The following is a 25,561-nucleotide window of genomic DNA, read 5'->3' as shown; positions in this document are numbered from 1 at the left end:
CCGGCACCTCGGCCGGCACCTCGGCCGGCACGCCGGTCGCGCTGCCGGAGCCGACGACGGCCCGACCCGAGCCGGGCCAGCTGACCTTCCGTGCGCCGCGTCGGGGCAAGCCGCCGAGGCACCTGGCCGACCTCTCGCCGGCCGAGCGCAAGGAGGCCGTCGAGTCGCTGGGCCACAAGGGGTTCCGCGCCAAGCAGCTCTCGACCCACTACTTCGAGCGGCTCGTCGACGACCCCGAGGAGATGACCGACCTGCCCAAGGCGGTGCGCTCCGACCTCGTCACCGACCTGCTCCCGACGCTGCTGACGCCCATCGTGCAGCGCGTCGCCGACGACGGCCAGACGATGAAGTACGCGTGGCGCCTGCACGACGGCGCCATCGTCGAGTCGGTGCTCATGCGGTATCCGAAGCGCGTCACCATCTGCATCTCGAGCCAGGCCGGCTGCGGCATGAACTGCCCGTTCTGCGCCACCGGCCAGGCGGGCCTGACCCGCAACATGTCGGCCGGCGAGATCGTCGAGCAGGTCGTGTGGGCGGCGCGGGCGCTGCGTCGCGGCGAGCTCGCCGGGGGTGACGACGAGGACCGCGAGCACCCGCTGCGGGTCAGCAACGTCGTCTTCATGGGCATGGGCGAGGCCCTGGCCAACTACAAGGCCTCCATCGGCGCCATCCGGCGCCTCACCGACCCCGCGCCCGACGGCCTCGGCATGTCGGCGCGCGGCATCACGATGTCGACCGTCGGCCTCGTCCCGGGCATCGACAAGCTGACGGCCGAGGGCATCCCGGTCACGCTCGCGCTCTCGCTGCACGCGCCCGACGACGAGCTGCGCGACGAGCTCGTGCCGATCAACACGCGGTGGAAGGTCGACGAGGCCCTCGACGCCGCGTACCGGTACTACGAGGCCACCGGCCGGCGCGTCTCCATCGAGTACGCCCTCATCCGCGACATCAACGACCACGGCTGGCGCGCCGACCTGCTCGGCGAGAAGCTCGCGGCGCGGGGCAAGGGCTGGGTGCACGTCAACCCGATCCCGCTCAACCCGACGCCGGGCTCGAAGTGGACGGCCTCGCGCCCCGGCGTCGAGCAGAACTTCGTCGAGCGGCTGCGTGCCCACGGCGTGCCGACGACGGTCCGCGACACCCGCGGCCAGGACATCGACGGCGCCTGCGGCCAGCTGGCCGCCGCCACCGCCTGAGGCCTGCGCCCGCCGGTCAGCCGCGCAGCCGCGCCAGCGCGGGCGCCGGGTCGACTCCCACGTCGGAGGCGATGAGCCGGACCAGCGACTCGGCCTCCTCGTTGCAGGCGGAGCAGGCGTGCAGGTGCACGAGCATCTCGGGCAGCTGCCCGGTGCCGGGGTCCTCGACGAGGGCCTCGGCGTACCGGTCGGCGAGGGCGAAGCAGTCCTCGCACGACAGCCAGGGTTCCGTCGGCAGGGTCAGCGCCCGGACCTCGTCGGGCGTCAGCGGTCGGGGTGTGGATGTCATGGTGTCTCCCCGCTGGTCGGCGCACCGGCTGGTGGACCGGCCGATGACAGGTGTCCGGTGGCCGTCAGGTGGTGGCGGATCCGGGTTCGCGCCACGCTGAGGGTCTTGTAGAGCGCCCCGCGCGTCGTGCCGAGGCGTTCGGCGAGCACGTCGATGGGCACCTGGTCGAGCAGGAGCGCCACGGCGATCCGGCGCTGGTAGGGCGTCAGCGCGTCCGAGAGGGCCGATGCCACGGCCGCGGCGAGGTCGGCGGCCTCGGCGTGGTGCTCCGGGCCGGCCGCCGTGTCGGTCCATGCGGCGTCGTCGGGCAGGCACACCTCGCGGGTGGCCCAGGCCCGGCGGCGCACCTCGTTGGCGGCGTGCAGGATGCCGAACTTGTAGGCCCACGTGGTGAACCGGCTACGGCCCTCGAAGGTGTCGAGCCTGGCCAGCACCGCGACGAGCGCCTCGTCGGCAGCGCCCTCGACAAGCTCCTCGAGCACCACCGCGCCGACCCCGGGCAGCTGGGCACGCAGGTGCCACACCTGGTGCCGGCACGCCCTGACCAGCAGTTCGCGCAACTCGCGCAACGCCTCCTCGTGCCGCGCGCCGGCGCCGGCGAGGTCGGTGACCCAGTCGCGATCTCGGTCCGGACGCGCGTGGCCGGCCGGCCGCTCGTCGGCCTCGAGGGCCGGGCGGGCGGCGCCGTCGGCGTCGGCGATGGTCACGGGGTCGATCCTTCCGGGGACAGGATGCGCGCGGCAAGCACCGGCGGGCAGCCTCGGTCGACGAGCTGCAGCAGGGCGTGCACGTCGACGCGTCGGTCCGCGGCGAGCCGGCCGGCGAGGTCGGCGTCGAAGCCGGCCTCGAGCAGCCGGCACCGGCGCCACGCCGTCACGTCGACGGGTGGTCCCGCGGCCCCGCACCCGGCGACGCGGGTCGAGTGGATGGTCATGCCTCATTGGTGTCGCCGGCGTGGGCGCCCTTACCGCCGCGGTAAGACCCGGCCGGTGGGGGACACCAAGCAGGTGTCGCAACCCGGAGGCGCCCTCGCGTGCAACGGGTCGCGAGCCGTTCGCCATCCCGTTGCCACACCACGAGGAGTCCCCATGTCCCGCACACATCCAGCCCCGTCTCGGCCCGGCGATCTCACCGACGCCACGAACGCCGCGGGGCGCCCCGATCCGGCCCGTCAGGCCTACCTCGTGCTCCGCACCGCCTTCACGGTGGCGCCGATCGTCTTCGGAGCCGACAAGTTCGCCCACCTGCTCGTCGACTGGGACCGGTACCTCGCGCCGCAGCTGGCCCACCTGTCGCCGCTCACCGTGCACCAGACCATGTACGTCGTGGGCGTCGTCGAGATCGTGGCGGGCGTGGTCGTCGCCGTGTGGCCGCGTCTCGGGGCGCCGGTCGTCGCGGTGTGGCTGGCGGGGATCATCGTGAACCTGCTGCTCGTGGGCGGGTACGGCGACATCGCCCTGCGCGACCTCGGCCTCCTGCTCGCCGCTGTGGCGTTGAGCCGTCTTGCCGTGGTGTACGACCGCCGCCCGGTGCCGTGGGGGCGTGCTCGGGCCTCGTGACGCGAAGCGCGTGCGAGCCGGGAGAGGCTGCGGCTCAAGCGGAGTCGGGCTCGCGGTAGGTGCGCCGGTAGGCGAGGGGAGAGACGCCGACCGCTGCTGAGAGGTGCTGGCGCAGCGAGGCCGTCGTGCCGAAACCTGCCTCGGCGGCGACGCGGTCGACCGGCAGGTCGGTCGTCTCGAGCAGGTGCCGGGCCCGGTCGACGCGAGCGCGGGTCAGCCACGTCACCGCGGTCTCGCCGGTCTCGTCGCGGAACCGACGCGTGAACGTGCGCACGCTCATGCCGGCGTGGCGGGCGAGGTCGGCCAGGCCCAGCGGTTCGCCGAGCCGCTCGAGCGCCCAGACGCGCGTGGGCCCGGTGCCGGCGTCGACCTCGTCGGGCACGGGGCGGTCGATGAACTGGGCCTGCCCGCCGGCCCGCCACGGGGCGACGACGGCGCTGCGGGCGACCCGGTTGGCGGCCTCGGTTCCGAGGTCGGAGCGCACGAGGTGCAGGAGCAGGTCGATGCCGGCCGCGTTGCCGGCGGAGGTCAGCACGTCGCCCTCGTCGACGTAGAGGACCTCGGGGTCGAGGCGGACCTGCGGGAAATGCCGGCGGAACGCGTCGACGTGGCACCAGTGCGTCGTCGCCGTGCGCCCGTCGAGCAGGCCGAGCGCGGCGAGGGCGAAGGCGCCGGTGCAGATGGAGATCCAGCGGGCGTCGGGGCGCACCGTGGCCGCGAGGTCGCGGAGTGCCTCGGGGACGGTGCCGGTGTCGACGACCCCGCCGTAGATGCCCGGCACGATGACCGTGTCGGCCTCTGCGAGAAGGGAGCTGGGGTGCGTCGGCAGCGCTTGGTAGCCGGCGGACGTCGTGACCGGGCCGTCGTCGAGCGTGCACATCGCCACCTCGTACGGCAGGGGGGCGCCAGTCGGGGTAGCCGGCCAGCCGGGGTCGAGGGCCGCGGCGCGCAGGAAGCGGTGGGGCAGGCCGAGCTCGAAGGCCACGACGTTCTCGAGCGCAAGGACGACGACGCGGTGCGGTGGCCGGCCGGGGCGAGCAGACATGGCCAGATCCTTTCACATGTTGTCCATCTGGTCACTCGTCCGGCGAGGACCGCACCGGCACAGTGGTCCGGTGACCCTCACCGACCGCTCCGCCGCCGCGGCCCGCCGCGACTCCGCCCGACGCGTCCACCCCGCCTGGTGGGTCGCCGTCGTCACCTTCCTGACGATCATCGGGGCCGCCGGCTTCCGCTCGACGCCCGGCGTGCTCATGACCCCGCTGCACGAGGAGTTCGGCTGGCCGATGGGTGTCATCGGCGCGGCGGTCTCGGTCAACCTCGTGCTCTTCGGCCTCGCCGCCCCCTTCTCCGCGGCCCTCATGGAGCGGCTCGGCATCCAGCGGATCGTCGCCGTCGCGCTCCTGCTCGTCAGCATCGGCTCGCTCCTGCCGATCTGGGTGACGCAGTCGTGGCAGCTCGTGCTCTGCTGGGGGATCGTCGTCGGGATGGGCACCGGGGCCATGTCGATGGGACTGGTCGCGACCGTCACCGGCCGCTGGTTCGTCGCGCGGCGCGGGCTCGTCACGGGCATCCTCACCGCCGCCGGGGCCACGGGCCAGCTCATCTTCCTGCCGGTGCTGGCCTGGCTCGCCGAGCACCACGGCTGGCGCACCGCCGCCGTCACGACGTCGGCCACAGCCCTGGCGGTCGTCCCGCTCGTGCTGTGGAAGCTGCACGACCACCCGAGCGTGCTCGGCGTCACCGCCTACGGCGCGCCGGCCGGAACCCCCATCGGCCGTCCGCCCCGGCCCACCGGTCACCCGGCCCGCCTGGCCCTCGGCACCCTGCGCGACGCAGCGCGTACCCGCGTCTTCTGGCTGCTCGCCGGCAGCTTCGCCGTGTGCGGCGCCTCGACGAACGGCCTCGTCGGCACGCACTTCATCCCGGCGGCCCACGACCACGGCATGCCGACGACCACGGCCGCGGGCCTGCTCGCCCTCGTCGGCGTCTTCGACATCGTCGGCACGGTCTTCTCCGGCTGGCTCACCGACCGCGTCGACCCACGCGTCCTCCTCGCCGCCTACTACACGCTGCGCGGCGGGTCGCTCTTCCTGCTCCCGTCGCTCTTCAGCGACCACATGCACCCGAACATGCTGGCGTTCGTCCTCTTCTACGGCCTCGACTGGGTCGCGACGGTCCCGCCGACGATCGCCCTGTGCCGCCTCGCCTACGGGGAGCGGGCCCCGATCGTCTTCGGCTGGGTCTTCGCCTCCCACCAGCTCGGTGCGGCGGTCGCCGCGGTCGGCGCGGGCCTCGTGCGCGACCAGTTCGGCACCTACGACCTGGCCTGGTACGTCGCCGGGGCGCTCTGCCTGGCCGCCGCGCTCATGTGCGGCGCGATCACGACCGCTCGTCTGTCAGATGGGTCACCTCGGCGCACGGACTCTGGCGCGGACGCGGTGCCGGCGGCACAGTGAGGCCATGACCAGCGACGGCACCGACGGCACCGCAGCCGCGTTCGCGGCCTACCGAGAGCTCCACGCCTCGAGCCTCCGGGACCCGGAAAGGTTCTGGGCGAAGGCGGCCGAGGCGGTCGACTGGGTCACCCCACCGACGCGCGTCCTCGACGACGGCGCGCCGCCGTTCTACCGCTGGTACCCCGACGCCGAGCTCAACGTCTGCTTCAACGCCCTCGACCGGCACGTGGCTGCGGGCCGCGGCGACCAGCCGGCCCTGCACTACGACTCGCCCGTCACCGGCACCAAGGCGACGCTGACCTACAGCGAGCTGCTCGACCGCGTCGCCCGGTTCGCCGGCGCGCTCGCCGGGCTCGGCGTCGAGAAGGGTGACCGCGTCGTCGTCTACATGCCGATGGTGCCCGAGGCCGTCGTCGTCATGCTGGCGTGCGCCCGTCTCGGTGCGGTGCACTCGGTCGTCTTCGGCGGCTTCGCGCCGCAGGAGCTCGCGGCCCGCATCGAGGACGCGGAGCCCAAGGTCGTCGTCAGCGCCAGCTGCGGCATCGAGCCGACGCGCATCGTCGAGTACAAGCCGATGCTCGACGCGGCGCTCGACCGCAGCAGCCACAAGCCCGAGTCGGTCATCGTGCTCCAGCGCGAGCAGTCGCCGGCGGCCGTGGGGGAGCGCGACACCGACTGGGAGGAGATGACCTGGGACGAGGTGTACGACGACGCCGAGCCGGCGGGGTGCACCAGCGTGGCCGCCACCGACCCGCTCTACGTGCTCTACACCTCCGGCACGACGGGCCGGCCCAAGGGCATCTACCGCGACAGCGGCGGCTACGCGGTGGCCCTGCGGTGGTCGATGGAGAACGTCTACGACGTCCGGCCCGGCGAGACGATGTTCACCGCCAGCGACGTCGGCTGGGTCGTCGGCCACTCCTACATCGTCTACGGCCCGCTGCTGACCGGTGCCACGACCGTGCTCTACGAGGGCAAGCCCGTCGGCACGCCCGACGCCGGGGCCTTCTGGCGCGTCATCGCCGAGTACGGCGCTGTGTGCCTCTTCACGGCCCCCACCGCCTTCCGCGCCATCAAGAAGGACGACTCGACCGCGTCGAAGGTCGCCGACCACGACCTGTCGCGGTTCCGGGCGCTCTTCCTCGCGGGGGAGCGGCTCGACCCCGACACCTACGAGTGGGCCTCCGCGGCGCTCGGCGTGCCGGTCGTCGACAACTGGTGGCAGACCGAGACAGGGTGGCCGATCGCCGCCAACCCCAAGGGGATCGGGCTGCTGCCGATCAAGCCCGGCTCGCCGACGGTGGCCGTGCCCGGCTACGACGTCCGCGTGCTCGACAGCGAGGGCAACGAGGTCCCGGCCGGCACCGAGGGCGCCATCTGCCTCCGGCTGCCGATGCCGCCCGGCACGCTGCCGACGCTCTGGCACGACGACGAGCGCTACGTCTCGTCCTACCTGTCGGCCTACCCCGGTCACTACCTCACCGGCGACGGCGGCTACCTCGACGACGACGGCTACCTCTTCGTCATGGGCCGTACCGACGACGTCCTCAACGTCGCCGGGCACCGCCTGTCCACCGGGTCGCTCGAGGCCGCGCTCGCGGGCCACGAGGCCGTCGCCGAGTGCGCCGTCATCGGCGTCCACGACGACCTCAAGGGCCAGGTGCCGCGCGCCCTCGTCGTGCTCAAGTCGGGGGTCGATGCCGAGGCCGACGGCGAGCGCATCCGCCGCGAGCTCGTGGCCCGGGTCCGGGGCGAGGTGGGACCCGTCGCGGCCCTGCACCGCGTCGACATCGTCGCCGCGCTGCCCAAGACCCGCTCGGGCAAGATCCTGCGCAAGACGATGCGCGAGATGGCCGACGGCAAGCAGACCGTGGTGCCGGCCACGATCGAGGACCCGTCCGTGCTCGACGCCCTGGCCCCCGTGCTCACCGCGCCGGAGTGAGCAGCTCCGGCACCTCGGCGATGTCGTCGACGAGGTGCACCGACCCGGACATCCGGCGGTCGGCGGCCAGGGCGCTCAGGGTCGGCCAGACCGGCACGTCGACCGTCCACTGGCGCCGGCCGACGAGCACGAGCGGCGGCAGCGGCGCGTCGTCGAGGGCGTAGTAGAGCGGCGTCACGGCCTGGAAGATCTCCTGGACCGTGCCCGCCGCACCGCCGAGGACGACGATGCCGGCGGTGCTGCGCGAGAGCAGCCCGTCCTCGCGGATCGCGTTCGAGAAGTACTTGGCGACCGCGTCGCAGAAGACGTTCGGCGGCTCGTGCCCGTAGAACCACGTCGGGATGCCGAGCGAGCGCGCCGTCGGGCCGAGCAGGTCGGTCGGCACGAGCGGCTCGTCGCCGACGACGTCGGCCCGCACGTCGAGGGCCAGGCGCGCCCAGTCGGTGACCGACGGGCGGACGGTCGGCACGGCGCCCAGGCGGACCAGGGCGTCCTCGAGCGTCGCTGCGTCGCGGCAGAGCGCGCCGAGGTTGACCGCCTCCATGGCGCCGGGCCCTCCGCCGGTGGCGACGAGGTGACCGTCGGCGGCGAGCCGGTGCCCGAGTCGGGCGGCGGCGGCGTAGGCGTCGGTGCCCCGCTCGACGCGGTGGCCGCCCATGACGCCGACGACCGACCGGCCGGCGACGAGCTCGTCGAGGTCGTCGGTGACGGTGTCGTCGTGGATGGCCCGCACGAGGGTGCAGTAGGCGTCGGTGCGCAGGTGGGCGTCGACGAACCACCGGTAGGCCCGGGCGTCGGGCGTGGCCTCGTAGCCGGCGTCGAGCCCGGCGTAGAGGTCCTGGGGTCGGTAGAGGCCCCGCCACGGGTCGACCGGAGCGTCGGCGATGCCGGGGAAGACGATGGCGCCACGGCGCAGCAGCACCTCGGCGACCTCGGCCGGCACCGTGCCACCGAGGACGACGAGACCCGTCAGGTCGGTGTGCTCGGCGAAGCGCTGCGCGAACCCCGTGAGGTCGAGGTCCTGCAGGCGCAGGCCACCCAGGGGCGTGCCGTCGTCGAGGTGGTCCTCCAGCGCGTCGAGGCTCTCGATCTCCATGGCGTCATCCTGCCGTCATGCAGCGCCGCCGGCCGTTCAGCGCGGCGGCGTGCCGGTGGGCGGACCGGTGTCACGGGACGGTGCCGGGTTTGCGAGGATCACGGCGTGCTCGGTGTCCTCGAGGGTTTCGCCACGATCGCCATCATCGTCGCGGTCGGCTGGCTGCTCGCCGACCGACGCGTCCTCGACGACAGCGCGCAGGTGACCCTCTCGCGACTGGCCTTCCACGTCGCCTCGCCCGCGCTGCTGCTCACCGTCATGCAGCGCACGCCCCTCGACGCCGTCCTGTCGGCCAACCTCGTCACCTCGCTCATCAGCTTCGCCGTGATCGTCGGCATCTACCTGGCGATCGCCCGGTTCCGTTGGGCCGGAGGGTCGCTCGGCTCTCGCCTCATCGGCAGCCTGTCCGCGGCGTACGTCAACGCGGGCAACCTCGGCATCCCGATCGCCCTCTACGTGCTCGGCGACGTCGCGTGGGTCGCCCCGACCCTGCTCATGCAGCTGCTCGTCATCACCCCGGTCTACATGGCCCTGTTCGACAGCGACGCCCGCGGCGAGCGACCGCGCCTGCTCCAGTCGTTCCGTCGGATGTTCAGCAACCCCATCACCCTCGGTGCCATCGCCGGCCTGCTCATCGCGGTCTTCGACGTGCAGCTGCCGCGGGTGATCGCCGACCCCATCGAGCTGCTGGGGCGCATGGCCGTGCCGTCGATGCTCGTCGCGTTCGGCATCTCGCTGCGGCGCGGCCCACGACCGGCCACGGGCCGCGCGGCCGAGCACGTGTGGTCCATCGTCGGCCTCAAGGTGCTGCTCATGCCGGCCGTCGCGCTCGGCGTCGGCCTGGCCCTCGGGCTGCGCGGCGAGGCGCTGTTCGCCGTCGTCGTCACGGCCGCGCTGCCGACGGCGCAGAACATCTTCACCTACGCGGTGCGCTACCGCCGCGAGGTGAACCTGGCCCGCGACGTCATCTTCGTCAGCACCTTCGCCTCGATCCCGGTCATCCTCGGCATCGCGGCGCTCTTCCACGCCTTCGCCGGCGTCTGACGGGGCCGCTCCGCGTTCGGATTCTGACCCCCCCCGAAGCACCCCCACCCCCGGAACACACCGAGTAGCTGCCAAGTCCGGGTGGAATAACCCGAACGGGTTGGCGACTACTCGGTGTGTTGCGGGGTCAGGCCTGGAGCCGGACTCGCGGCGGCCCGGCCGGCTTCGACGGGGGTCAGAAGTCGCCGAAGCCGCCGAAGTCGCCACCACCGAAGTCGCCGCCGAGGTCGCCACCGCCACCCCAGTCGCCGAGGTCGCCGCCGCCGAAGCCCTCGCCGGACGCGGCGACGTCGCCACCGGCGTCGCCGGCCCCGACGTCACCACCGGTGTCGCCCGCGCCACCGGCGTCGCCGCTGTCGGACGCGTCGGCCGAGCCGTCACCCTCGCCGGCCTGGGCGGCCTCGGGGGACTGGTCGAAGCCGTCGAAGAGGGCGTCGGCCACGACCGACCCGACGACGACGCCGGCGATGGTGCCGAGCATCGAGCCGGCGATCATGCCGCCCATCCCCATGCCGCCGCCCATGCCGCGCCCACCACCGGCGAAGGCACCCTGCAGGTAGCCGGGCCGGCGCAGCTCGGCGCGGGTGGCGCTTCGGGCCAGGTCGGCAGGCGCGTCGCTGCGCGGGCGCTCGGACTCGGGGAGGTCCTCGGTCAGCCGCTGGAGCACCATCTGGCGCTGCTCGGGGGACAGCTGCGCGAACGCGTCGGAGTGGACGCGCTCGAGGTCCTCCGGCGGCGCCGTGCGCAGCAGGTAGCGGTAGCGGGCGATGGCGCGCTCGTCCTCGGTGGAGGCACCACCGCGCGGCGCGGGCACCGCGTAGGGGTCGGCCCCGGGGGCGGCATACGGGGCACCGGTGGGGGCCGGGGCGCTCGCGGCCCCGCCCCACCCCGGTTGGCCCGCGGCCGGTCGGGACTGCGGCTCACGGCCCAGCAGTCGGTCGAGGAATCCCATGTCGTCTCCTTGCGTCGGCGTCACATGTGGCGACGGGGTGCCGGCGGCGGTCGCCGGTCACGTACCCGGGAAACGACCGGGGGCCGGTCACCGTTCCTCGGTGACCGGCCCCTCGGCCGCCGTCCCCTCCCGGGACGTCCTGACGCGTGAGCGCGACGGGCGCGACGCGTCAGAGGTGGTTCTCCGCCTCCGTCAGCACCGAGCGCAGCCGCGACTCGATGTCGTCGAACTGCTCCTGGCCCATGATGAGCGGCGGGGCGAGCTGGACCACGGGGTCACCGCGGTCGTCGGCGCGGCAGTAGATGCCGGCGTCGAAGAGCGCCTTGGACAGGAACCCACGCAGCAGCCGCTCGGACTCGGCGTCGTTGAACGTCTCGCGGGTCTTCTTGTCCTTGACGAGCTCGATGCCGTAGAAGTAGCCGGCGCCGCGGACGTCACCGACGAGCGGCAGGTCGAGCAGCTTCTCGAGCGTCGCCTTGAACGCCGGGGCGTTCTGCTTGACGTGGTCGTTGAGGCCCTCGCGCTCGAAGATGTCGAGGTTGGCCAGGGCCACGGCCGCCGACACCGGGTGCCCGCCGAAGGTGTAGCCGTGCGGGAAGTAGTCGGTGCCCTTCCTGAACGGCTCGAAGAGGCGGTCGCTGGCGATCATCGCGCCGATGGGGGAGTAGCCGCTCGTCATGCCCTTGGCGCACGTGATGATGTCGGGCACGTAGCCGAAGTCGTCGCAGGCGAACATCGAGCCGATGCGGCCGAAGGCGCAGATGACCTCGTCGGACACGAGCAGGACGTCGTACTCGTCGCAGATCTCGCGGACCCGCTCGAAGTAGCCGGCCGGCGGCGGGAAGCAGCCACCGGAGTTCTGCACCGGCTCGAGGAACACGGCCGCGACGGTGTCGGGACCCTCGAACTCGATGGCCTCCGCGATGCGGTCGGCGGCCCAGCGGCCGAAGGCCTTCTCGTCGTCGCGCAGGTGCTCGGGGGCGCGGTACTGGTTGGTGTTCGGCACCCGGAACGTGCCAGGCACGAGCGGCTCGAACATCTCCTTGGCCGCCGGGATGCCGGTGATCGACAGGGCGCCCTGGGGCGTGCCGTGGTAGGCGACCGCCCGCGAGATGACCTTGTGCTTGGTCGGCTTGCCGGTCAGCTTGTAGTACTGCTTTGCCAGCTTCCACGCGGTCTCGACGGCCTCGCCGCCACCGGTGGTGAAGAAGACGCGGTTGAGGTCGCCGGGTGCCTTCGCCGCCAGGCGCTCGGCCAGCTCGATGGCCTTGGGGTGCGCGTAGCTCCACAGCGGGAAGAACGCGAGCTCCTTGGCCTGCTTGGCCGCCGCCTCGGCGAGCTCCTCCCGGCCGTGGCCGACCTGGACGACGAAGAGACCAGCGAGGCCGTCGATGTACTCGTTGCCCCGGTCGTCCCAGATCTTCCAGCCCTGCCCGCGGGTGATGATCGGCACGGAGTGGCCCAGGCCACCGTCCCCGGGGTCCTCGAACACCGAGTGGCGCGTGAAGTGCATCCACAGGTGATCGCGCGCGGCATCCGACAACAGCGTGCCCGCGGGGGTGCGCTGGTCCGACGCCGGTTCCCAGACCTCGTTCGGGTTGATGCTCATCGTGTTCCCCAGTTGTAGAGCTGTTTGTTGAGTTTGAGGTAGACGAACGTCTCGGTGGCGAGCACGCCCTCGAGGGTGCGGATCCGCTTGGTCAGCAGCTCGAGGAGGTGGTCGTCGTCCTCGCAGACGACCTCGGCGAGCACGTCGAAGCTGCCCGCAGTGGTCACGACGTAGGACACCTCGTCCATGTCGGACAGCGCGTCGGCCACGGCGGTCATGTCGCCGGTGACGCGCAGGCCGATCATCGCCTGACGCTGGAAGCCGACCTGGAGCGGGTCGGTCACCGCGACGATCTGCATGACGTCGGCGTCGAGGAGGCGCTGCACGCGCTGGCGCACCGCCGCCTCGGACAGGCCGACCTCGGTGGCGATCGAGGCGTAGGACTTGCGGCCGTCCTGCTGGAGCAGCTCGATGATCGTCTTGGAGACGTCGTCGAGGTTGACGCCGCGGCGAGACCGCTTGGCACCGCCGTTTGCCCCATTGGCCCCGTTGGCCCCGTTGGCCACGCCTCGGATGGTCGTCATGGGCCCGATCTTGACCTGTGGAACGCAGCGTTGGCAAGCCCCCGCGCAACTGATTCCGAAGTTTTATCGACGCAACCCTTCACCATTGCGCAGAACTCTGTTTAGAGTTCCGACATGACTTCGCAGCCGCGCCAGCTCCGCAACTTCATCGGTGGCCAGTACCTCGACCCCGAGAACGACGCGACCACCGACATCGTCAACCCGGCCACCGCCGCCGTCGTCGCGAAGGCACCGGTCAGCACGCAGGGCGACGTCGACCGGGCCTACGACGCCGCGTCGAAGGCGTTCGAGACGTGGGGTGACACGACGCCGGGCGAGCGCCAGGCCGCGCTGCTGAAGTTCGCCGACGCCATCGAGGCCCGGGCCGACGACTTCGTCCGTCTCGAGGGCGAGAACACCGGCAAGCCGCACGCCCTCACGGCGAGCGAGGAGATCCCGCCGATGGTCGACCAGCTCCGGTTCTTCGCCGGCGCTGCGCGCGTCCTCGAGGGCAAGTCGGCCGGCGAGTACATGAAGGGCCACACCTCGTTCGTGCGCCGCGAGCCGATCGGCGTCGTCGGCCAGGTCACGCCGTGGAACTACCCGATGATGATGGCGATGTGGAAGATCGCCCCGGCGCTCGCCGCGGGCAACACCATCGTGCTCAAGCCCTCCGACACGACGCCGGAGACCACCCTGCTGCTCGCCGAGCTCGCCTCGGAGTTCCTGCCCGAGGGCACCTTCAACGTCGTCACCGGCGACCGCGAGACGGGCCGCATGGTCGTCGAGCACCAGACCCCGGCCCTCGTGGCGATCACCGGCTCGGTCCGCGCCGGCATGCAGGTCGCGCAGAGCGCGGCGAAGGACCTCAAGCGCGTCCACCTCGAGCTCGGTGGCAAGGCGCCCGTCGTCGTCTTCGACGACGCCGACATCGAGGCCGCGGTCGAGGGCATCGCCGTCGCCGGCTACTTCAACGCCGGCCAGGACTGCACCGCTGCCACGCGCGTGCTCGCCGGCCCGCGCATCCACGACGACTTCGTCGCCGCGCTCGCCGAGTACGCGAAGAACGAGGCCAAGGTCGGTCTGCCCGACGACCCCGACGCCCTCTTCGGCCCGGTCAACAACGCGAACCAGGTCGCCCACGTCGGCGGCATGATCGACCGCCTGCCCGACCACGCCCGCGTGGCCGCCGGCGGCCGCCGCGCCGAGGGCCTCGGTGACGGCTTCTTCTTCGAGCCCACCGTGCTCGCCGGCCTGCGCCAGGACGACGAGCAGATCCAGACCGAGATCTTCGGTCCGGTCATCACCGTCCAGCAGTTCACCGACGAGGCCGAGGCGCTCGCCTGGGCCAACGGCGTCCAGTACGGCCTGGCGTCGAGCGTGTGGACCAAGGACTTCGGACGCGCCATGCGGATGAGCAAGAAGCTCGACTTCGGGTGCGTCTGGATCAACACGCACATCCCGATCGTTGCCGAGATGCCCCACGGGGGTTTCAAGCATTCCGGCTACGGCAAGGACCTGTCCATGTACGGATTCGAGGACTACACGCGCATCAAGCACGTCATGGCCAACATCGAGTCCTGAACCGGCTCCGCCGGTCGCCCGGCGGCGTCACGATCCGCCGGGCCACCGGCACCGCACGACCGGGTCGACGTCGATCCTCCCCGTGACCCATCGAAACCCCTGGAGTAGTCACCCATGAACGAGAAGTCCTTGGACAACCCGGTCCTGCGCGCGGCCCTGATGCGGGGCCTGGTCTCGCGCCGGTCGGCCATGATGGGCGCCGCCGGTGTCGGTGCAGCCGCCTTCCTCGCCGCGTGCGGGTCGGCGGGCAAGAACCCGACGAGCGGCGGAGCGTCCGGAACGGCGTCGAAGACGGCCGCTGCCGCGCAGGACATGTCCGACACCGAGAAGCTCGTCAACTGGTCGAACTGGACCGAGTACATCGACGTCGACGACAAGACGAAGACCCGTCCGACGCTCGATGCGTTCACCAAGGCGACCGGCATCAAGGTCAACTACACCGAGGACTACCTCGACAACGACGAGTTCTACGCCAAGGTGCGCCCGCTCCTGCAGCAGGGCAAGGACACCGGCCGCGACGTCTGGTGCAGCACCGACTGGATGGTCGCGCGACTCATCCGCCAGGGCTACCTGCAGAAGCTCGACCTCGCCAACATCCCGAACGCCAAGAACCTCGAACCCTCCCTGAAGAACGTCGAGTTCGACCCGGGCCGGCTCTACTCCCTGCCTTGGCAGAGCGGGTTCGCCGGCATCGGCTACAACCTCAAGGCCACCGGCGGCAAGAAGATCACGACGATCACCCAGCTGCTCACCGACCCGGCGCTCAAGGGCAAGGTGACGCTGCTGACCGAGATGCGCGACACCGTCGGCCTCGTGATGATGGAGCAGGGCAAGGACATCTCGAAGTTCACCGACGCCGACTTCCAGGCTGCGATCGACATGATCCAGCAGGCCAAGGACGCCGGGCAGATCAAGGGCTTCACCGGCAACGAGTACACCGACGGCCTCGCCAAGGGTGACATCGCGGCCTGCGTGGCGTGGACCGGTGACGTCGTCCAGCTGCAGTTCGACGACCCGAACATCCAGTACACGCTGCCGGAGAAGGGCTTCACCCTCTGGTCGGACAACTTCGTCATCCCGGCGCTGGCCAAGCACAAGAAGAACGCCGAGAAGCTCATCGACTACTACTACGACCCGAAGGTCATGGCCCAGGTCGAGGCGTACGTCAACTACATCGCGCCGGTCGCCGGCACGAAGGACGAGCTGCTCAAGATCGACCCGTCGCTCGGCAAGAACCCCCTCATCGTCCCGCCCGCCGACGTGCTCGCCCGGGCCCAGGTGTTCCGCGGCCTCACCGAGGCCGAGGAGACGAAGTACTCCCGCATGTTCGCCTCGGTCACGGCCGGCTGATGGCTGGCACGGCAAAGGGCGACCTCCAGCTCGTCGGCCTGACCAAGGAGTTCGGTACCTTCACGGCGGTTCAGCCGCTCGACCTCACGATCGAGGCGGGCTCGTTCTTCGCGCTGCTGGGCCCGTCCGGCTGCGGCAAGACGACGACGCTGCGGATGATCGCGGGCCTCGAGGCGCCCACGGCAGGACGCATCCGCATCGGTGAGGACGACATCACCGACACGAAGGCCTACCAGCGCAACGTCAACACCGTGTTCCAGTCCTACGCGCTGTTCCCGCACATGTCGGTCGTGGACAACGTCATGTTCGGCCTCAAGCGGCGCGGCGACAAGGACGCCAAGCGCAAGGCGCAGGAGGCGCTCGAGCTCGTCGAGCTGGGCCAGGTCGGCAGCAAGCGACCCACCCAGCTCTCCGGCGGGATGCAGCAGCGCGTGGCCCTCGCGCGGGCCCTCGTCAACCGTCCCGACGTGCTCCTGCTCGACGAGCCCCTCGGGGCCCTCGACCTCAAGCTGCGCCGCCAGATGCAGATGGAGCTCAAGCGGATCCAGCAGGAGGTCGGCCTCACCTTCATCCACGTGACGCACGACCAGGAGGAGGCCATGACGATGGCCGACCGGATCGCCGTCATGAACGCGGGCCGGATGGAGCAGCTCGGCGACCCAGCCACCCTCTACGAGAACCCGCGGTCGACCTTCGTGGCCAACTTCCTCGGCCAGTCGAACCTGCTGCGAGCGTCGGTCATCGGAAGCGGCAGCACCGACGGCGTGGTCCGCGTCCGCAGCCACGACGCCGAGCTGGAGGTCGTGCGCGACCACCTGCCCGACGCCGGTGGCGACGTGTGGCTCGGCGTGCGCCCCGAGAAGCTGCGCCTGGGCGAGTCCGGCGGTCCCAACCGGCTGCGGGGCATCGTGCGCGACGTCTCGTTCACCGGCGTCGCGACGCAGTACAGCGTCGAGATGCCGTGGGGCCAGGAGCTGGCCGTCGTCCAGCAGAACGACGGCACGGCGCGGGCGAACCTCGGGGAGAACGTCACGGTCTCGTGGGCCGCCGAGCACGGCTTCGCGCTCGACGCGTCGCAGGACGCCGAGGCCGGCGCGGAGTTGGTGGACGAGCGTGGCTGACCAGGCCGTCCTCCCGTCGGCCACCGCCCACCCGTCGGGGTCGGCTGCAGCTCCGGAGGCACCCCGACGCCGACGCAACTGGGTGCCCTACGCACTGCTGCTGCCGGGTCTGCTGTGGCTCGTCATCTTCTTCGTCGCGCCGATGATCACGCTCGCGTCGCAGTCCCTCCAGGAGGGCAACGTCGACGACGGCTACGTCTTCACCGGCAACGTCGGCATCTACGCCGACGCGTTCAGCCAGTACTGGCCGCAGATGCTGCGATCGCTCGTCTACGCCGGCACGGCCACGCTGCTGACGCTGCTGCTCGGCTACCCGCTCGCGTACTTCATCGCGCAGAAGGCCGGGCGCTGGAAGAACCTCGTCCTCGTCCTCGTCATCGCGCCGTTCTTCACCAGCTTCCTCATCCGGACGCTCGCGTGGCGGACCATCCTGTCCGAGGACGGGTTCGTGACGCAGGTGGCACGGACCCTGCACATCACCGACCTGCTCCAGGCGATCGGCCTGACGAACAACGACTCCCTGCTCTACTCGCAGTTCGGCGTCATCATGGGCCTGACGTACAACTTCCTGCCGTTCATGATCCTGCCGCTCTACACCTCGCTCGAGCGGCTCGACCCACGTCTGCTCGAGGCGGCCGGCGACCTCTACGCCTCGCCGTGGCAGACCTTCCGGCGGGTCACGTGGCCGCTGTCGCTGCCCGGCGTCGTGGCGGGCACGCTGCTGACCTTCATCCCCGCGGCGGGCGACTTCGTCAACGCCAAGCTGCTCGGCAACACGCAGACCACGATGCTCGGCTCGGTCATCGACGTCCTGTTCCTGCGCGTCCTCGACTACCCGCTCGCTGCGGCCCTGTCGTTCATCATGCTCGTCACCATCGTGTCGATGGTCATGGTGTACGTCCGCAGGGCCGGGACGGAGGAGCTCCTCTGATGGCCTGGATCAAGCGGCACCTCATCGCCGTCGCCGGCCTGCTCGTGCTCGTGTACATGCTCGTGCCGAACATCGTCGTCGCGATCTTCTCGTTCAACGAGCCGAAGGGCCGGTTCAACTACAACTTCAACGAGTTCTCGACTGCTGCCTGGACGAACCCGTGTGGAGCACAAGGGATCTGCGAGTCGCTCGGGTTGAGCCTGCAGATCGGGGTCATCGCCTCGCTCGCCGCCACGGTGCTCGGCACGATGATCGCGTTCGCCCTCGGGCGCTACCGCTTCCGGGGCCGGTCGGCGACCAACCTGCTCATCTTCATGCCGATGGCCACGCCCGAGGTCGTCATGGGCTCGAGCCTGCTCACGCTCTTCCTGATGCTCGGGGTGCCGTCCGGCCGAGGCGCGATCCTCATCGCCCACATCATGTTCTGCGTGTCGTTCGTCGTCGTCGCCGTCAAGGCGCGCGTCGCGACCCTCGACCCGAAGCTCGAGGAGGCAGCCGCCGACCTCGGCGCGAACCCCACCCAGACGTTCCTGCGGGTCACCTTCCCGCTCGCCGCCCCCGGCATCGCGGCCGGTGCCCTGCTCGCCTTCTCGCTGTCCTTCGACGACTACATCATCACGAACTTCAACGCGAGCCCGAGCTCGATCACGTTCCCGATGTACGTCTGGGGCGCGTCAGCCCGTGGCGTGCCCGTGCAGGTATACGTCATCGGAACCCTGATGTTCCTGCTCGCCCTCGTCGTCGTCATGACCGGCCAGGTCGTGTCGAGGCGACGCAACCGACAGGTGGCCTGATACCTCGTGCGTGTCCTCATGATCGGCTCCGGCGGGGTCGGTGACGCCGCCGCGCGCATCGCCGCCGAGCGCGACTTCTTCGAGCAGTGGGTCGTCGCCGACTACGACGCGACGCGAGCCGAGCGCACCGTCGCAGCCGTCGTCGAGCGCCACCCGGCAGAGACGCGGTTCGTCGCGGCGCGCGTCGACGCGTCGGACGCCGGTGCCATCACCGCGCTCGCCCGCGAGCACGGCGCCACCCACGTGTTCAACGCCGTCGACCCGAAGTTCAACCTGCCGATCTTCCACGGCGCCAAGGCTGCCGGGGCCGACTACCTCGACATGGCGATGAGCCTGTCCCGGCCGCACCCCGAGCGACCGTACGCCGAGACCGGCGTCAAGCTCGGCGACGAGCAGTTCGAGGTGGCGGGGGAGTGGGAGGCCGACGGCCGCCTGGCGCTCGTCGGCATCGGCGTCGAACCGGGGCTGTCCGACGTGTTCGCCCGCTACGCCGCCGACCACCTGTTCTCCGAGATCGACGAGCTCGGCACCCGCGACGGCGCCAACCTCGTCGTGCGCGACGACGACGGCAACGAGGTCTTCGCCCCGAGCTTCTCGATGTGGACGACGATCGAGGAGTGCCTCAACCCGCCCGTCGTGTGGGAGAAGGACCGCGGCTGGTTCACGACCGAGCCGTTCAGCGAGCCGGAGGTCTTCGACTTCCCGGAGGGCATCGGCCCGGTCGAGTGCGTCAACGTCGAGCACGAGGAGGTCCTCCTCATGCCGCGCTGGGTCGAGGCGAAGCGCGCGACCTTCAAGTACGGCCTCGGCGACGAGTTCATCGGCATCCTCAAGGTGCTGCACACCCTCGGCCTCGACCGCACCGAGCCGGTGCTCGTCAAGGGCGTCGAGGTGAGCCCGCGCGACGTCGTCGCGGCCGTGCTGCCCGACCCCGCGACCATCGGACCGCGGATGACGGGCAAGACCTGCGCCGGGCTCTTCGTCACCGGCACCGGCACCGACGGGCAGCCGCGGCGCACGTACCTGTTCCACGTCGTCGACAACGAGCAGACGATGCGCGACTACGGCGCCCAGTGCGTCGTGTGGCAGACCGCCGTCAACCCGGTCGTCGCGCTCGAGCTGCTCGCCCGCGGCACGTGGAAGGGCGCCGGCGTGCTCGGGCCCGAGGCCTTCGACGCCGTCCCCTTCCTCGAGCTGCTCGCGGCGCCGAAGCCCGAGGGCTACGGCTCGCCGTGGGGCCTCGAGGACCGCTGAGGCCGTCGGCGGCCCACCCCACACCCCGCGATCCACCGCGATCCACCCCAGAACCACCCGAGAGAGAACCGGTCCGCACGGGACCTAGGCTGAGGAGCATGGCAGGCGTGACACAGGAGTCAGTGAAGTCGACCTTCGAGTCGGTGGTCGAGGCGGTCCCCAAGGGGCTGTTCATCGGTGGGGCATGGCGCGACAGCAGCAGCGGCGCGACCATCGCGGTCGAGGACCCGGCCACGGGCCAGGTCATCGCCCACGTGGCCGACGCGACCGTCGAGGACGGCCGGGCCGCGCTCGATGCCGCCGTGGCCGCCCAGGCCGAGTGGGCCCGCACGGCTCCGCGCGACCGCGGCGAGATCCTCCGCGACGCCTACGAGCGCATCGTCGCCCGCACCGACGAGTTCGCGACGCTGATGACCCTCGAGATGGGCAAGACGCTCGCCGAGTCGCGGGGCGAGGTCGCCTACGGCGCGGAGTTCTTCCGCTGGTTCTCCGAGGAGGCCGTGCGCGTCTCCGGCCGGTGGTCCACCGCCCCGAACGGCGCGACGCGCCTCATGACGATGAAGCAGCCCGTCGGCCCGACGCTCATGATCACGCCGTGGAACTTCCCGCTGGCGATGGGCACCCGCAAGATCGGCCCGGCCATCGCCGCGGGTTGCACGATGGTCGTCAAGCCGGCGAGCCAGACGCCGCTCACGATGCTGGCCCTCGCCGACCTCCTCAAGGAGTGCGGCGTGCCCGACGGCGTCCTCAACGTCGTCACGACGAGCCACACCGGCGACGTCATGGAGCCGATCATCCGCGACCCGCGCCTGCGCAAGCTGACCTTCACGGGCTCGACCCCGGTGGGCCGCAAGCTGATCGAGCAGGCCGCGGAGGGCATCCTGCGCGTCTCGATGGAGCTCGGCGGCAACGCCCCGTTCCTCGTCTTCGCCGACGCCGACCTCGACAAGGCCGTCGAGGGCGCGATGCTGGCCAAGATGCGCAACATCGGTGAGGCCTGCACCGCCGCCAACCGGTTCTACGTCCACGAGTCGCTCGCCGGCGAGTTCTCGTCGCGTCTCGCCGAGCGGATGGGTGCGCTGACCCTCGGGCACGGCACCGAGGACGGCGTCGACGTCGGCCCGCTCGTCGACGAGAACGCCCGCACCAAGGTCGGGGCGCTCGTGCAGGACGCCGTCGACAAGGGGGCCCGCGTCCTCACCGGCGGTAAGGCCCGCGAGGGTGCCGGCTGGTTCTACGAGCCCACCGTCCTCGCCGACGTCCCCACCGGCGCCGACCTCGCCCGCGAGGAGATCTTCGGCCCGGTCGCACCGGTCACGTCGTTCTCCGACGACGACGAGGCCGTCCGGCTCGCCAACGACACCGAGTACGGCCTCGTGGCCTACCTGTTCACCCGCGACCTCTCCCGCGCCATCCGCGTCAGCGAGGAGCTCGAGTACGGGATGGTCGGCGTCAACCAGGGCATCGTGTCCAACCCGGCCGCGCCGTTCGGTGGCGTCAAGCAGTCGGGCGTCGGTCGCGAGGGCGGCTTCGAGGGCATCGAGGAGTACCTCGAGACGAAGTACGTCGGCATCGCGCTCTGACGCGTACCGGACGCCGGGGCACCTGCGGGTGCCCCGGCGTCCTGCGTGAAAACCCGGTCACGGGAGGGGGTCCCGTGGTGCAATCGTGCGCATGGTCACCCCTGCTGGACACCGTGATGCCGGTTCGCTGCGCGCGCTCGACGCGCTGCTCACCGAGACCGACGACGTGCTGCGACGCGGCGGCGTCGCCGGCGCCCAGGTGTGGCCGACGGCGTTCCCCGTCCTCGACGCGACGCTGACCGGCGGCTTCCGCGCCGGCGAGCTCGTGCTCCTCGGCGGACCGGCGGGGCACGGCAAGACGACGCTCGGTCTGCAGATGGCCCGCAACGCCGTGGCGGCGGGCGGCTCGGCCGTCGTCTTCTCCTACGAGCACGAGTCCTGGACGCTCCTCGAGCGGCTCATCTCGATGGAGGCCGTGGAGGCGAGCGGTGCCTACGCGGGCGACGTCGCCGGCGTCGTCGAGGTGCGGCGCGCCCTCGAGGTCGGCTCGGGCGGAGCGTCGCTCGCCTCGGTGCTCGCCGACCTGCCCGGCGGCACCGCCGCCCACGACGCGCTCGTCGGCTACGGCGACCGCCTCCAGATCCACGAGTCCTCCGGTGCGACAACCTCGCTCGAGGAGATCGCGGCCGTCATCGGGCGGGTCACCCAGACCACCGGGCAGGCGCCCTTCGTCCTGCTCGACTACATCCAGAAGGTCCCGGTCGACGGCGAGGACGAGAACGCGCGCGTCACCGCCGTGGCGGAGGGCCTCAAGGACCTCGCGCTCGCGGCCCGGGTCCCGATCGTCACCATCTCGGCCGCCGACAAGGAGGCCCTCGGCAGCGGCCACCGCATGCGGACCCACGACCTGCGCGGGTCCTCGGCGCTGGCCTACGAGGCCGACGTCGTGCTCATCGTCAACGACAAGGTCGACGTCGTCTCGCGCGAGCACCTCGTCTACGACCTCGGCAACATCCAGCGGTTCCGCGGGTGGACGGTCTTCAGCATCGAGAAGAACCGCCACGGCCGCGCCGGCGTCGAGCTCGAGTTCGCCAAGGACTTCGAGCACGGCCGGTTCGACCCGATCGGCAAGGCGGTCACCGAGCGCCTCATCGACGAGCGCGTCTTCGTCTCCTGAGGCCGTGGCGATGGGCTTCCTGCGCGGGCTGCTCGGCGACGGCGGTGCACAGGAGCCGGTCACGGTCGTGCCCCGCAACGTCAGCCACCGCGTCTTCGTCGAGTCGACGCCCGACGCCGTCTGGCGGGCCCTCGTCGCGCCGGCGCCCGACGCCGAGCACGGCGTCGACTGCGTCGGCGTCCTCGCGCTCCCGCGGGCCGAACCGACCGGGCTGCCCGAGTTCGCCGGCGTGTGGCGCCGCTCGGACGGGCGGCTCTGGGCCGGGCTGTCGACGGTCGTCGACCTCGACCCGGGGCGACGCGTCGTGGCCCGCTCGGCCGACGGCGCCGCGCCCTTCCAGCTGACGACGACCGTCGAACCGCTCAACCACGGCACGGTCGTGGCGCAGGTGCTCGACGGGCTGGCACCCGGCGACCCGCTCGCCGGGTTCGCCCGCACCTGGATCGCGCGCGGCCTGCTCGGGCTCAAGGCCGACGTCGAGGGACGCCCGCGCGACGTGCCCGAGGCCGCGACCGTGCCCGACCGGCGCGACGCGTCGACGCCGAGCTCGGTCGCCGCCGGCGTCGTGCCGGTGACGGTGTCCGCATCGGTCGACCTCACCCTGACGCCCGACCGGCTGTGGGCCTTCCTCGCCGACCCGGCGTCGGCGCCGCTGCTGCACGCCGACGTCGAGCGCGTCGTCCGGCTCGAGCTCGCCGACGCGCCCGGCACCGAGCACGTGCTGGCCGTGCACCGCGGCGCCGACGGCCGCCGCGCCGCCAGTGTGTCGGTGCTCGTCGAGTCGGCCGCGCCGACGCGCATCGTCGAGCGCGACCTCAGCGCCCCGCGCGAGAGCGACGTCGAGACGGTCGTGGAGCCGACGCCGGACGGCTGCCGGCTGCGCGAGACCGTGACGGCGTGGCTGCCGACCACGCCGGGCACGACGCCGGACACCTCGGCCCTCACGGCCTTCCTGCGGGCCCGGCTCGAGACGGTGCGGACGCTCGCGGAGGGCGGTACCGCGGCGCCGCGCGACCCACGCACCGGCTTCCTGCCGCCGGGTTCGCCGGGCTCGCGGGGGTCGCTCGGGCCGGGCGGGTCACCGTCCGCGCCGCCGGGGGAGCCCGACGCGCCGGCCGCCCCGGAGGTGGTCACGGACGCCGTCGCCGGCCCCGTGCCGGGCGGGCGTCCGAGCGTGCCCTCCAGCGTCCTGCTCCCACCGCCGCACGTCGTCGCCCCCGCGCGCCCCTACCTGACGCGGTCGGCGTGGTGGACCTGGGCCGACTACGACGTCGACTCGCTCGGCGACCTCGGGTGGTGGTGACGGCGCACGGACGGTCGGGTGCGTTGTCGGACCCAGCGCCTACCGTCGGGGGATGGACGACACCGAGGCCGAGCTCGACGCCCTGCAGGAGCTCCTCGACCGCTCGCACGCCAGGGCCACCGGCCACCTGCGCGGCATCATCACCGACGATCGCACGCTGACGGCCCGCCAGCTCGCCCAGCTCCTCACGGGGATGAAGGTGCTGAGCGTCGCCACGGTCACCGCCGGCGGCGAGCCACGCATCAGCGCCCTCGACGGGCACTTCCTCAACGGCACGTGGACCTTCGGCACGAGCGGCACCTCGGCCAAGGCACGGCACCTCGAGCGGCGTCCGGCCGTCAGCGTCGCGCACGTCGACGGCGAGGAGCTCGCCCTCTTCAGCCACGGCTACGCCGACCGCATCCCTGCCGGTCCCGAGCTCGACGCCGTCGACGCGCACTGGACTGCTCACTACGGCAGCAGCCCGTTCTCGTGGGGGGATGACATCCGGCTCTACCGGATGCGGATGACGTGGGCGGTGGCGTACGCGTTCAAGCGTGACGAGCTGCTCCGCTCGCGCGGCGTCACGGCCTGACCTTCGGGGGCCCGACGCCCGCCGCGGTCGCTGACCGGCGGTGCGGAACAATGCGGGGGTGACCGCCGCCGCCACCGCCAGCCCCCGCCGGATCGTCCTGCTCGGCTCCACCGGGTCGATCGGCACCCAGGCCATCGACATCGTGCGCCGCAACCCCGACCGGTTCGAGGTCGTCGGCCTGTCCGCCGGGTCCAACGTGGCCCTCGTCGCCGAGCAGGCGGTGGCCCTGCGCGTCCCGGTCGTCGCCGTCGCGGCGGGGAGCACCGACGACCTCGCCGCGGCCCTCGCGGCCGCCGCCGACGCGTCGGGCGTCACCGGCTACGCGCCCGAGCTGCTCGCCGGCCCCGGTGCGAGCACGACGCTCGCCGCGCGCGAGGCCGACGTCGTCGTCAACGGCATCACCGGCGCCATCGGCCTCGAGCCGACCCTGGCGGCCCTGCGGGCCGGGACGACGCTCGCCCTGGCGAACAAGGAGTCGCTCATCATCGGCGGCCCGCTCGTCAAGGCGCTGGCGGCGCCGGGCCAGATCGTGCCCGTCGACAGCGAGCACTCGGCGATCGCCCAGTCCCTTCGGGGTGGCCGAGCCGTGGAGGTGCGCCGGCTCGTCGTCACCGCGAGCGGCGGGCCGTTCCGCGGCCGCAGTCGGGCCGAGCTGGCCGACGTCACGCCCGAGCAGGCCCTCGCGCACCCGAACTTCGCCATGGGCCGGGTCATCACGACCAACTCGGCGACGCTCGTCAACAAGGGGCTCGAGGTCATCGAGGCGCACCTGCTCTTCGACATCCCGTTCGAGCGCATCGAGGTCGTCGTGCACCCGCAGCAGATGATCCACTCGATGGTCGAATTCGTCGACGGTTCGACGATCGCCCAGGCCGGCCCGCCGCGGATGCTCGTGCCGATCGCGCTCGGGATGAGCTGGCCCGAACGGGTGCCCGACGTCGACGTGCCGTGCGACTGGACGAAGGCGCAGTCGTGGGAGTTCGAGCCCCTCGACGACGACGCCTTCCCGGCCGTCGCCCTGGCCCGACGCGTCGGCGAGGCCGGCGGCACGTGGCCGGCCGTCTACAACGCCGCCAACGAGGTGGCCGTCGACGCCTTCCACGACGGACGCATCGGCTTCGTCGACATCGTCGACACCGTGGCCCGCGTGGTTGACGCGTACGCCGCCGAGCCCGCCTCCCGCGTCGAGGAGCTGACGCTCGAGGACGTCCTCGCCGCCGACGCCTGGGCCCGCGCCACCGCCGACCGCCTCGTCGCAGCCCCCTGACTCGAGGCCCTCCGCGATTCGAGGTATTCCGCGA

General features: G+C 72.0%; 24 protein-coding genes. 16 read left to right on the top strand and 8 right to left on the bottom strand.

What is annotated here, in order from left to right; all coding sequences use genetic code 11:
* The first annotated feature begins 41 nt into the window (after positions 1-41).
* The gene (gene rlmN, locus BIV28_RS19540; RefSeq protein ID WP_076264200.1) at positions 42-1,196 is read left to right on the top strand and encodes a dual-specificity RNA methyltransferase RlmN; all 1,155 of its coding nucleotides are present in this window, start codon (positions 42-44) and stop codon (positions 1,194-1,196) included.
* A 16-nt stretch (positions 1,197-1,212) separates the two neighbouring features.
* On the opposite strand, the gene BIV28_RS19535 is transcribed toward rlmN, so the two are convergent.
* From BIV28_RS19535 to BIV28_RS20370, 3 genes are read right to left on the bottom strand one after another with little or no spacing between them, the layout of a single operon-like run.
* Positions 1,213-1,485 (bottom strand): hypothetical protein, encoded by a 273-nt coding sequence (locus BIV28_RS19535; protein WP_076264199.1) that lies wholly within the window; start codon positions 1,483-1,485, stop codon positions 1,213-1,215.
* Positions 1,482-2,192: a sigma-70 family RNA polymerase sigma factor gene (locus tag BIV28_RS19530; protein ID WP_242653145.1), complete on the bottom strand. Its 711-nt coding sequence runs from the start codon at positions 2,190-2,192 to the stop codon at positions 1,482-1,484. Before BIV28_RS19530 ends, BIV28_RS19535 begins: the two co-directional genes overlap by 4 nt.
* Positions 2,189-2,419 (bottom strand): hypothetical protein, encoded by a 231-nt coding sequence (locus BIV28_RS20370; protein ID WP_076264198.1) that lies wholly within the window; start codon positions 2,417-2,419, stop codon positions 2,189-2,191. The genes BIV28_RS19530 and BIV28_RS20370 overlap by 4 nt, the downstream gene beginning before the upstream one ends.
* Positions 2,420-2,573: 154 nt before the next feature.
* Between BIV28_RS20370 and BIV28_RS19520 the strand changes: the two genes are divergently transcribed.
* Positions 2,574-3,044: a hypothetical protein gene (locus tag BIV28_RS19520; RefSeq protein ID WP_076264197.1), complete on the top strand. Its 471-nt coding sequence runs from the start codon at positions 2,574-2,576 to the stop codon at positions 3,042-3,044.
* 34 nt (positions 3,045-3,078) lie between these two features.
* Here the strand turns inward: BIV28_RS19520 and BIV28_RS19515 are convergent, their stop codons facing one another.
* Positions 3,079-4,089, bottom strand: a complete 1,011-nt coding sequence (locus BIV28_RS19515) for a GlxA family transcriptional regulator (RefSeq protein WP_076264196.1) — start codon at positions 4,087-4,089, stop codon at positions 3,079-3,081.
* 70 nt (positions 4,090-4,159) lie between these two features.
* Between BIV28_RS19515 and BIV28_RS19510 the strand changes: the two genes are divergently transcribed.
* Complete coding sequence (locus tag BIV28_RS19510) at positions 4,160-5,503, top strand: MFS transporter (protein ID WP_076264195.1); 1,344 nt, start codon at positions 4,160-4,162, stop codon at positions 5,501-5,503.
* Between the two features lie 4 nt (positions 5,504-5,507).
* The gene (locus BIV28_RS19505) at positions 5,508-7,445 is read left to right on the top strand and encodes an acetate--CoA ligase (RefSeq protein ID WP_076264194.1); all 1,938 of its coding nucleotides are present in this window, start codon (positions 5,508-5,510) and stop codon (positions 7,443-7,445) included.
* Here BIV28_RS19505 and BIV28_RS19500 read toward each other — a convergent pair.
* Positions 7,429-8,541 (bottom strand): LOG family protein, encoded by a 1,113-nt coding sequence (locus BIV28_RS19500; RefSeq protein ID WP_076264193.1) that lies wholly within the window; start codon positions 8,539-8,541, stop codon positions 7,429-7,431. The genes BIV28_RS19505 and BIV28_RS19500 overlap by 17 nt on opposite strands.
* Positions 8,542-8,646: 105 nt before the next feature.
* On the opposite strand from BIV28_RS19500, the gene BIV28_RS19495 reads away from it, so the two are divergent.
* Positions 8,647-9,585, top strand: a complete 939-nt coding sequence (locus BIV28_RS19495; RefSeq protein ID WP_076264192.1) for an AEC family transporter — start codon at positions 8,647-8,649, stop codon at positions 9,583-9,585.
* Between the two features lie 175 nt (positions 9,586-9,760).
* Here the strand turns inward: BIV28_RS19495 and BIV28_RS19490 are convergent, their stop codons facing one another.
* From BIV28_RS19490 to BIV28_RS19480, 3 genes are all read right to left on the bottom strand, one after another.
* Positions 9,761-10,537 carry a hypothetical protein gene (locus tag BIV28_RS19490; protein ID WP_076264191.1) on the bottom strand — a complete coding sequence of 259 codons (777 nt, stop codon included), beginning with the start codon at positions 10,535-10,537 and terminating at the stop codon, positions 9,761-9,763.
* Between the two features lie 169 nt (positions 10,538-10,706).
* Positions 10,707-12,146, bottom strand: coding sequence for an aspartate aminotransferase family protein (locus tag BIV28_RS19485; protein WP_076264190.1), 1,440 nt, complete (start codon positions 12,144-12,146; stop codon positions 10,707-10,709).
* A complete protein-coding gene (locus BIV28_RS19480; RefSeq protein WP_076264189.1) occupies positions 12,143-12,670 on the bottom strand; it encodes an Lrp/AsnC family transcriptional regulator in 528 nt (175 codons plus the stop codon). The genes BIV28_RS19485 and BIV28_RS19480 overlap by 4 nt, the downstream gene beginning before the upstream one ends.
* 114 nt (positions 12,671-12,784) lie before the next feature.
* Here BIV28_RS19480 and BIV28_RS19475 point away from each other — a divergent pair, with 114 nt between their 5' ends.
* The 11 genes from BIV28_RS19475 (at position 12,785) to dxr (ending at position 25,527) form a co-directional block, all read left to right on the top strand.
* On the top strand, positions 12,785-14,233 hold the full coding sequence (locus BIV28_RS19475; protein WP_076264188.1) for a gamma-aminobutyraldehyde dehydrogenase: 1,449 nt from the start codon (positions 12,785-12,787) through the stop codon (positions 14,231-14,233).
* 114 nt (positions 14,234-14,347) lie between these two features.
* Complete coding sequence (locus BIV28_RS19470) at positions 14,348-15,583, top strand: polyamine ABC transporter substrate-binding protein (RefSeq protein ID WP_076264187.1); 1,236 nt, start codon at positions 14,348-14,350, stop codon at positions 15,581-15,583.
* A complete protein-coding gene (locus tag BIV28_RS19465; RefSeq protein ID WP_076264186.1) occupies positions 15,583-16,704 on the top strand; it encodes an ABC transporter ATP-binding protein in 1,122 nt (373 codons plus the stop codon). Before BIV28_RS19470 ends, BIV28_RS19465 begins: the two co-directional genes overlap by 1 nt.
* The gene (locus tag BIV28_RS19460; protein WP_076264185.1) at positions 16,697-17,635 is read left to right on the top strand and encodes an ABC transporter permease; all 939 of its coding nucleotides are present in this window, start codon (positions 16,697-16,699) and stop codon (positions 17,633-17,635) included. Before BIV28_RS19465 ends, BIV28_RS19460 begins: the two co-directional genes overlap by 8 nt.
* On the top strand, positions 17,635-18,429 hold the full coding sequence (locus tag BIV28_RS19455; protein WP_076264184.1) for an ABC transporter permease: 795 nt from the start codon (positions 17,635-17,637) through the stop codon (positions 18,427-18,429). The genes BIV28_RS19460 and BIV28_RS19455 overlap by 1 nt, the downstream gene beginning before the upstream one ends.
* Before the next feature lie 6 nt (positions 18,430-18,435).
* Positions 18,436-19,683: a saccharopine dehydrogenase family protein gene (locus tag BIV28_RS19450; protein ID WP_076264183.1), complete on the top strand. Its 1,248-nt coding sequence runs from the start codon at positions 18,436-18,438 to the stop codon at positions 19,681-19,683.
* Between the two features lie 98 nt (positions 19,684-19,781).
* Entirely contained in the window at positions 19,782-21,266 is a 1,485-nt protein-coding gene (locus BIV28_RS19445) for an NAD-dependent succinate-semialdehyde dehydrogenase (protein ID WP_076264182.1), read from the top strand.
* A gap of 91 nt (positions 21,267-21,357) precedes the next feature.
* Entirely contained in the window at positions 21,358-22,383 is a 1,026-nt protein-coding gene (locus BIV28_RS19440; protein ID WP_076264181.1) for a DnaB-like helicase C-terminal domain-containing protein, read from the top strand.
* Between the two features lie 10 nt (positions 22,384-22,393).
* Positions 22,394-23,686: an SRPBCC family protein gene (locus BIV28_RS19435; RefSeq protein WP_076264180.1), complete on the top strand. Its 1,293-nt coding sequence runs from the start codon at positions 22,394-22,396 to the stop codon at positions 23,684-23,686.
* A gap of 52 nt (positions 23,687-23,738) precedes the next feature.
* Positions 23,739-24,260 (top strand): pyridoxamine 5'-phosphate oxidase family protein, encoded by a 522-nt coding sequence (locus tag BIV28_RS19430; RefSeq protein ID WP_076264179.1) that lies wholly within the window; start codon positions 23,739-23,741, stop codon positions 24,258-24,260.
* Positions 24,261-24,318: 58 nt separating this feature from the next.
* Complete coding sequence (gene dxr / locus BIV28_RS19425) at positions 24,319-25,527, top strand: 1-deoxy-D-xylulose-5-phosphate reductoisomerase (RefSeq protein ID WP_076264178.1); 1,209 nt, start codon at positions 24,319-24,321, stop codon at positions 25,525-25,527.
* Positions 25,528-25,561: the final 34 nt, after the last annotated feature.

Origin of the sequence: Intrasporangium flavum (genome assembly GCF_001956915.1) — a bacterium.
GTDB classification, from domain to species: Bacteria; Actinomycetota; Actinomycetes; order Actinomycetales; family Dermatophilaceae; genus Monashia; species Monashia flava.
This window is presented reverse-complemented; position numbering and strand designations above follow the sequence as displayed.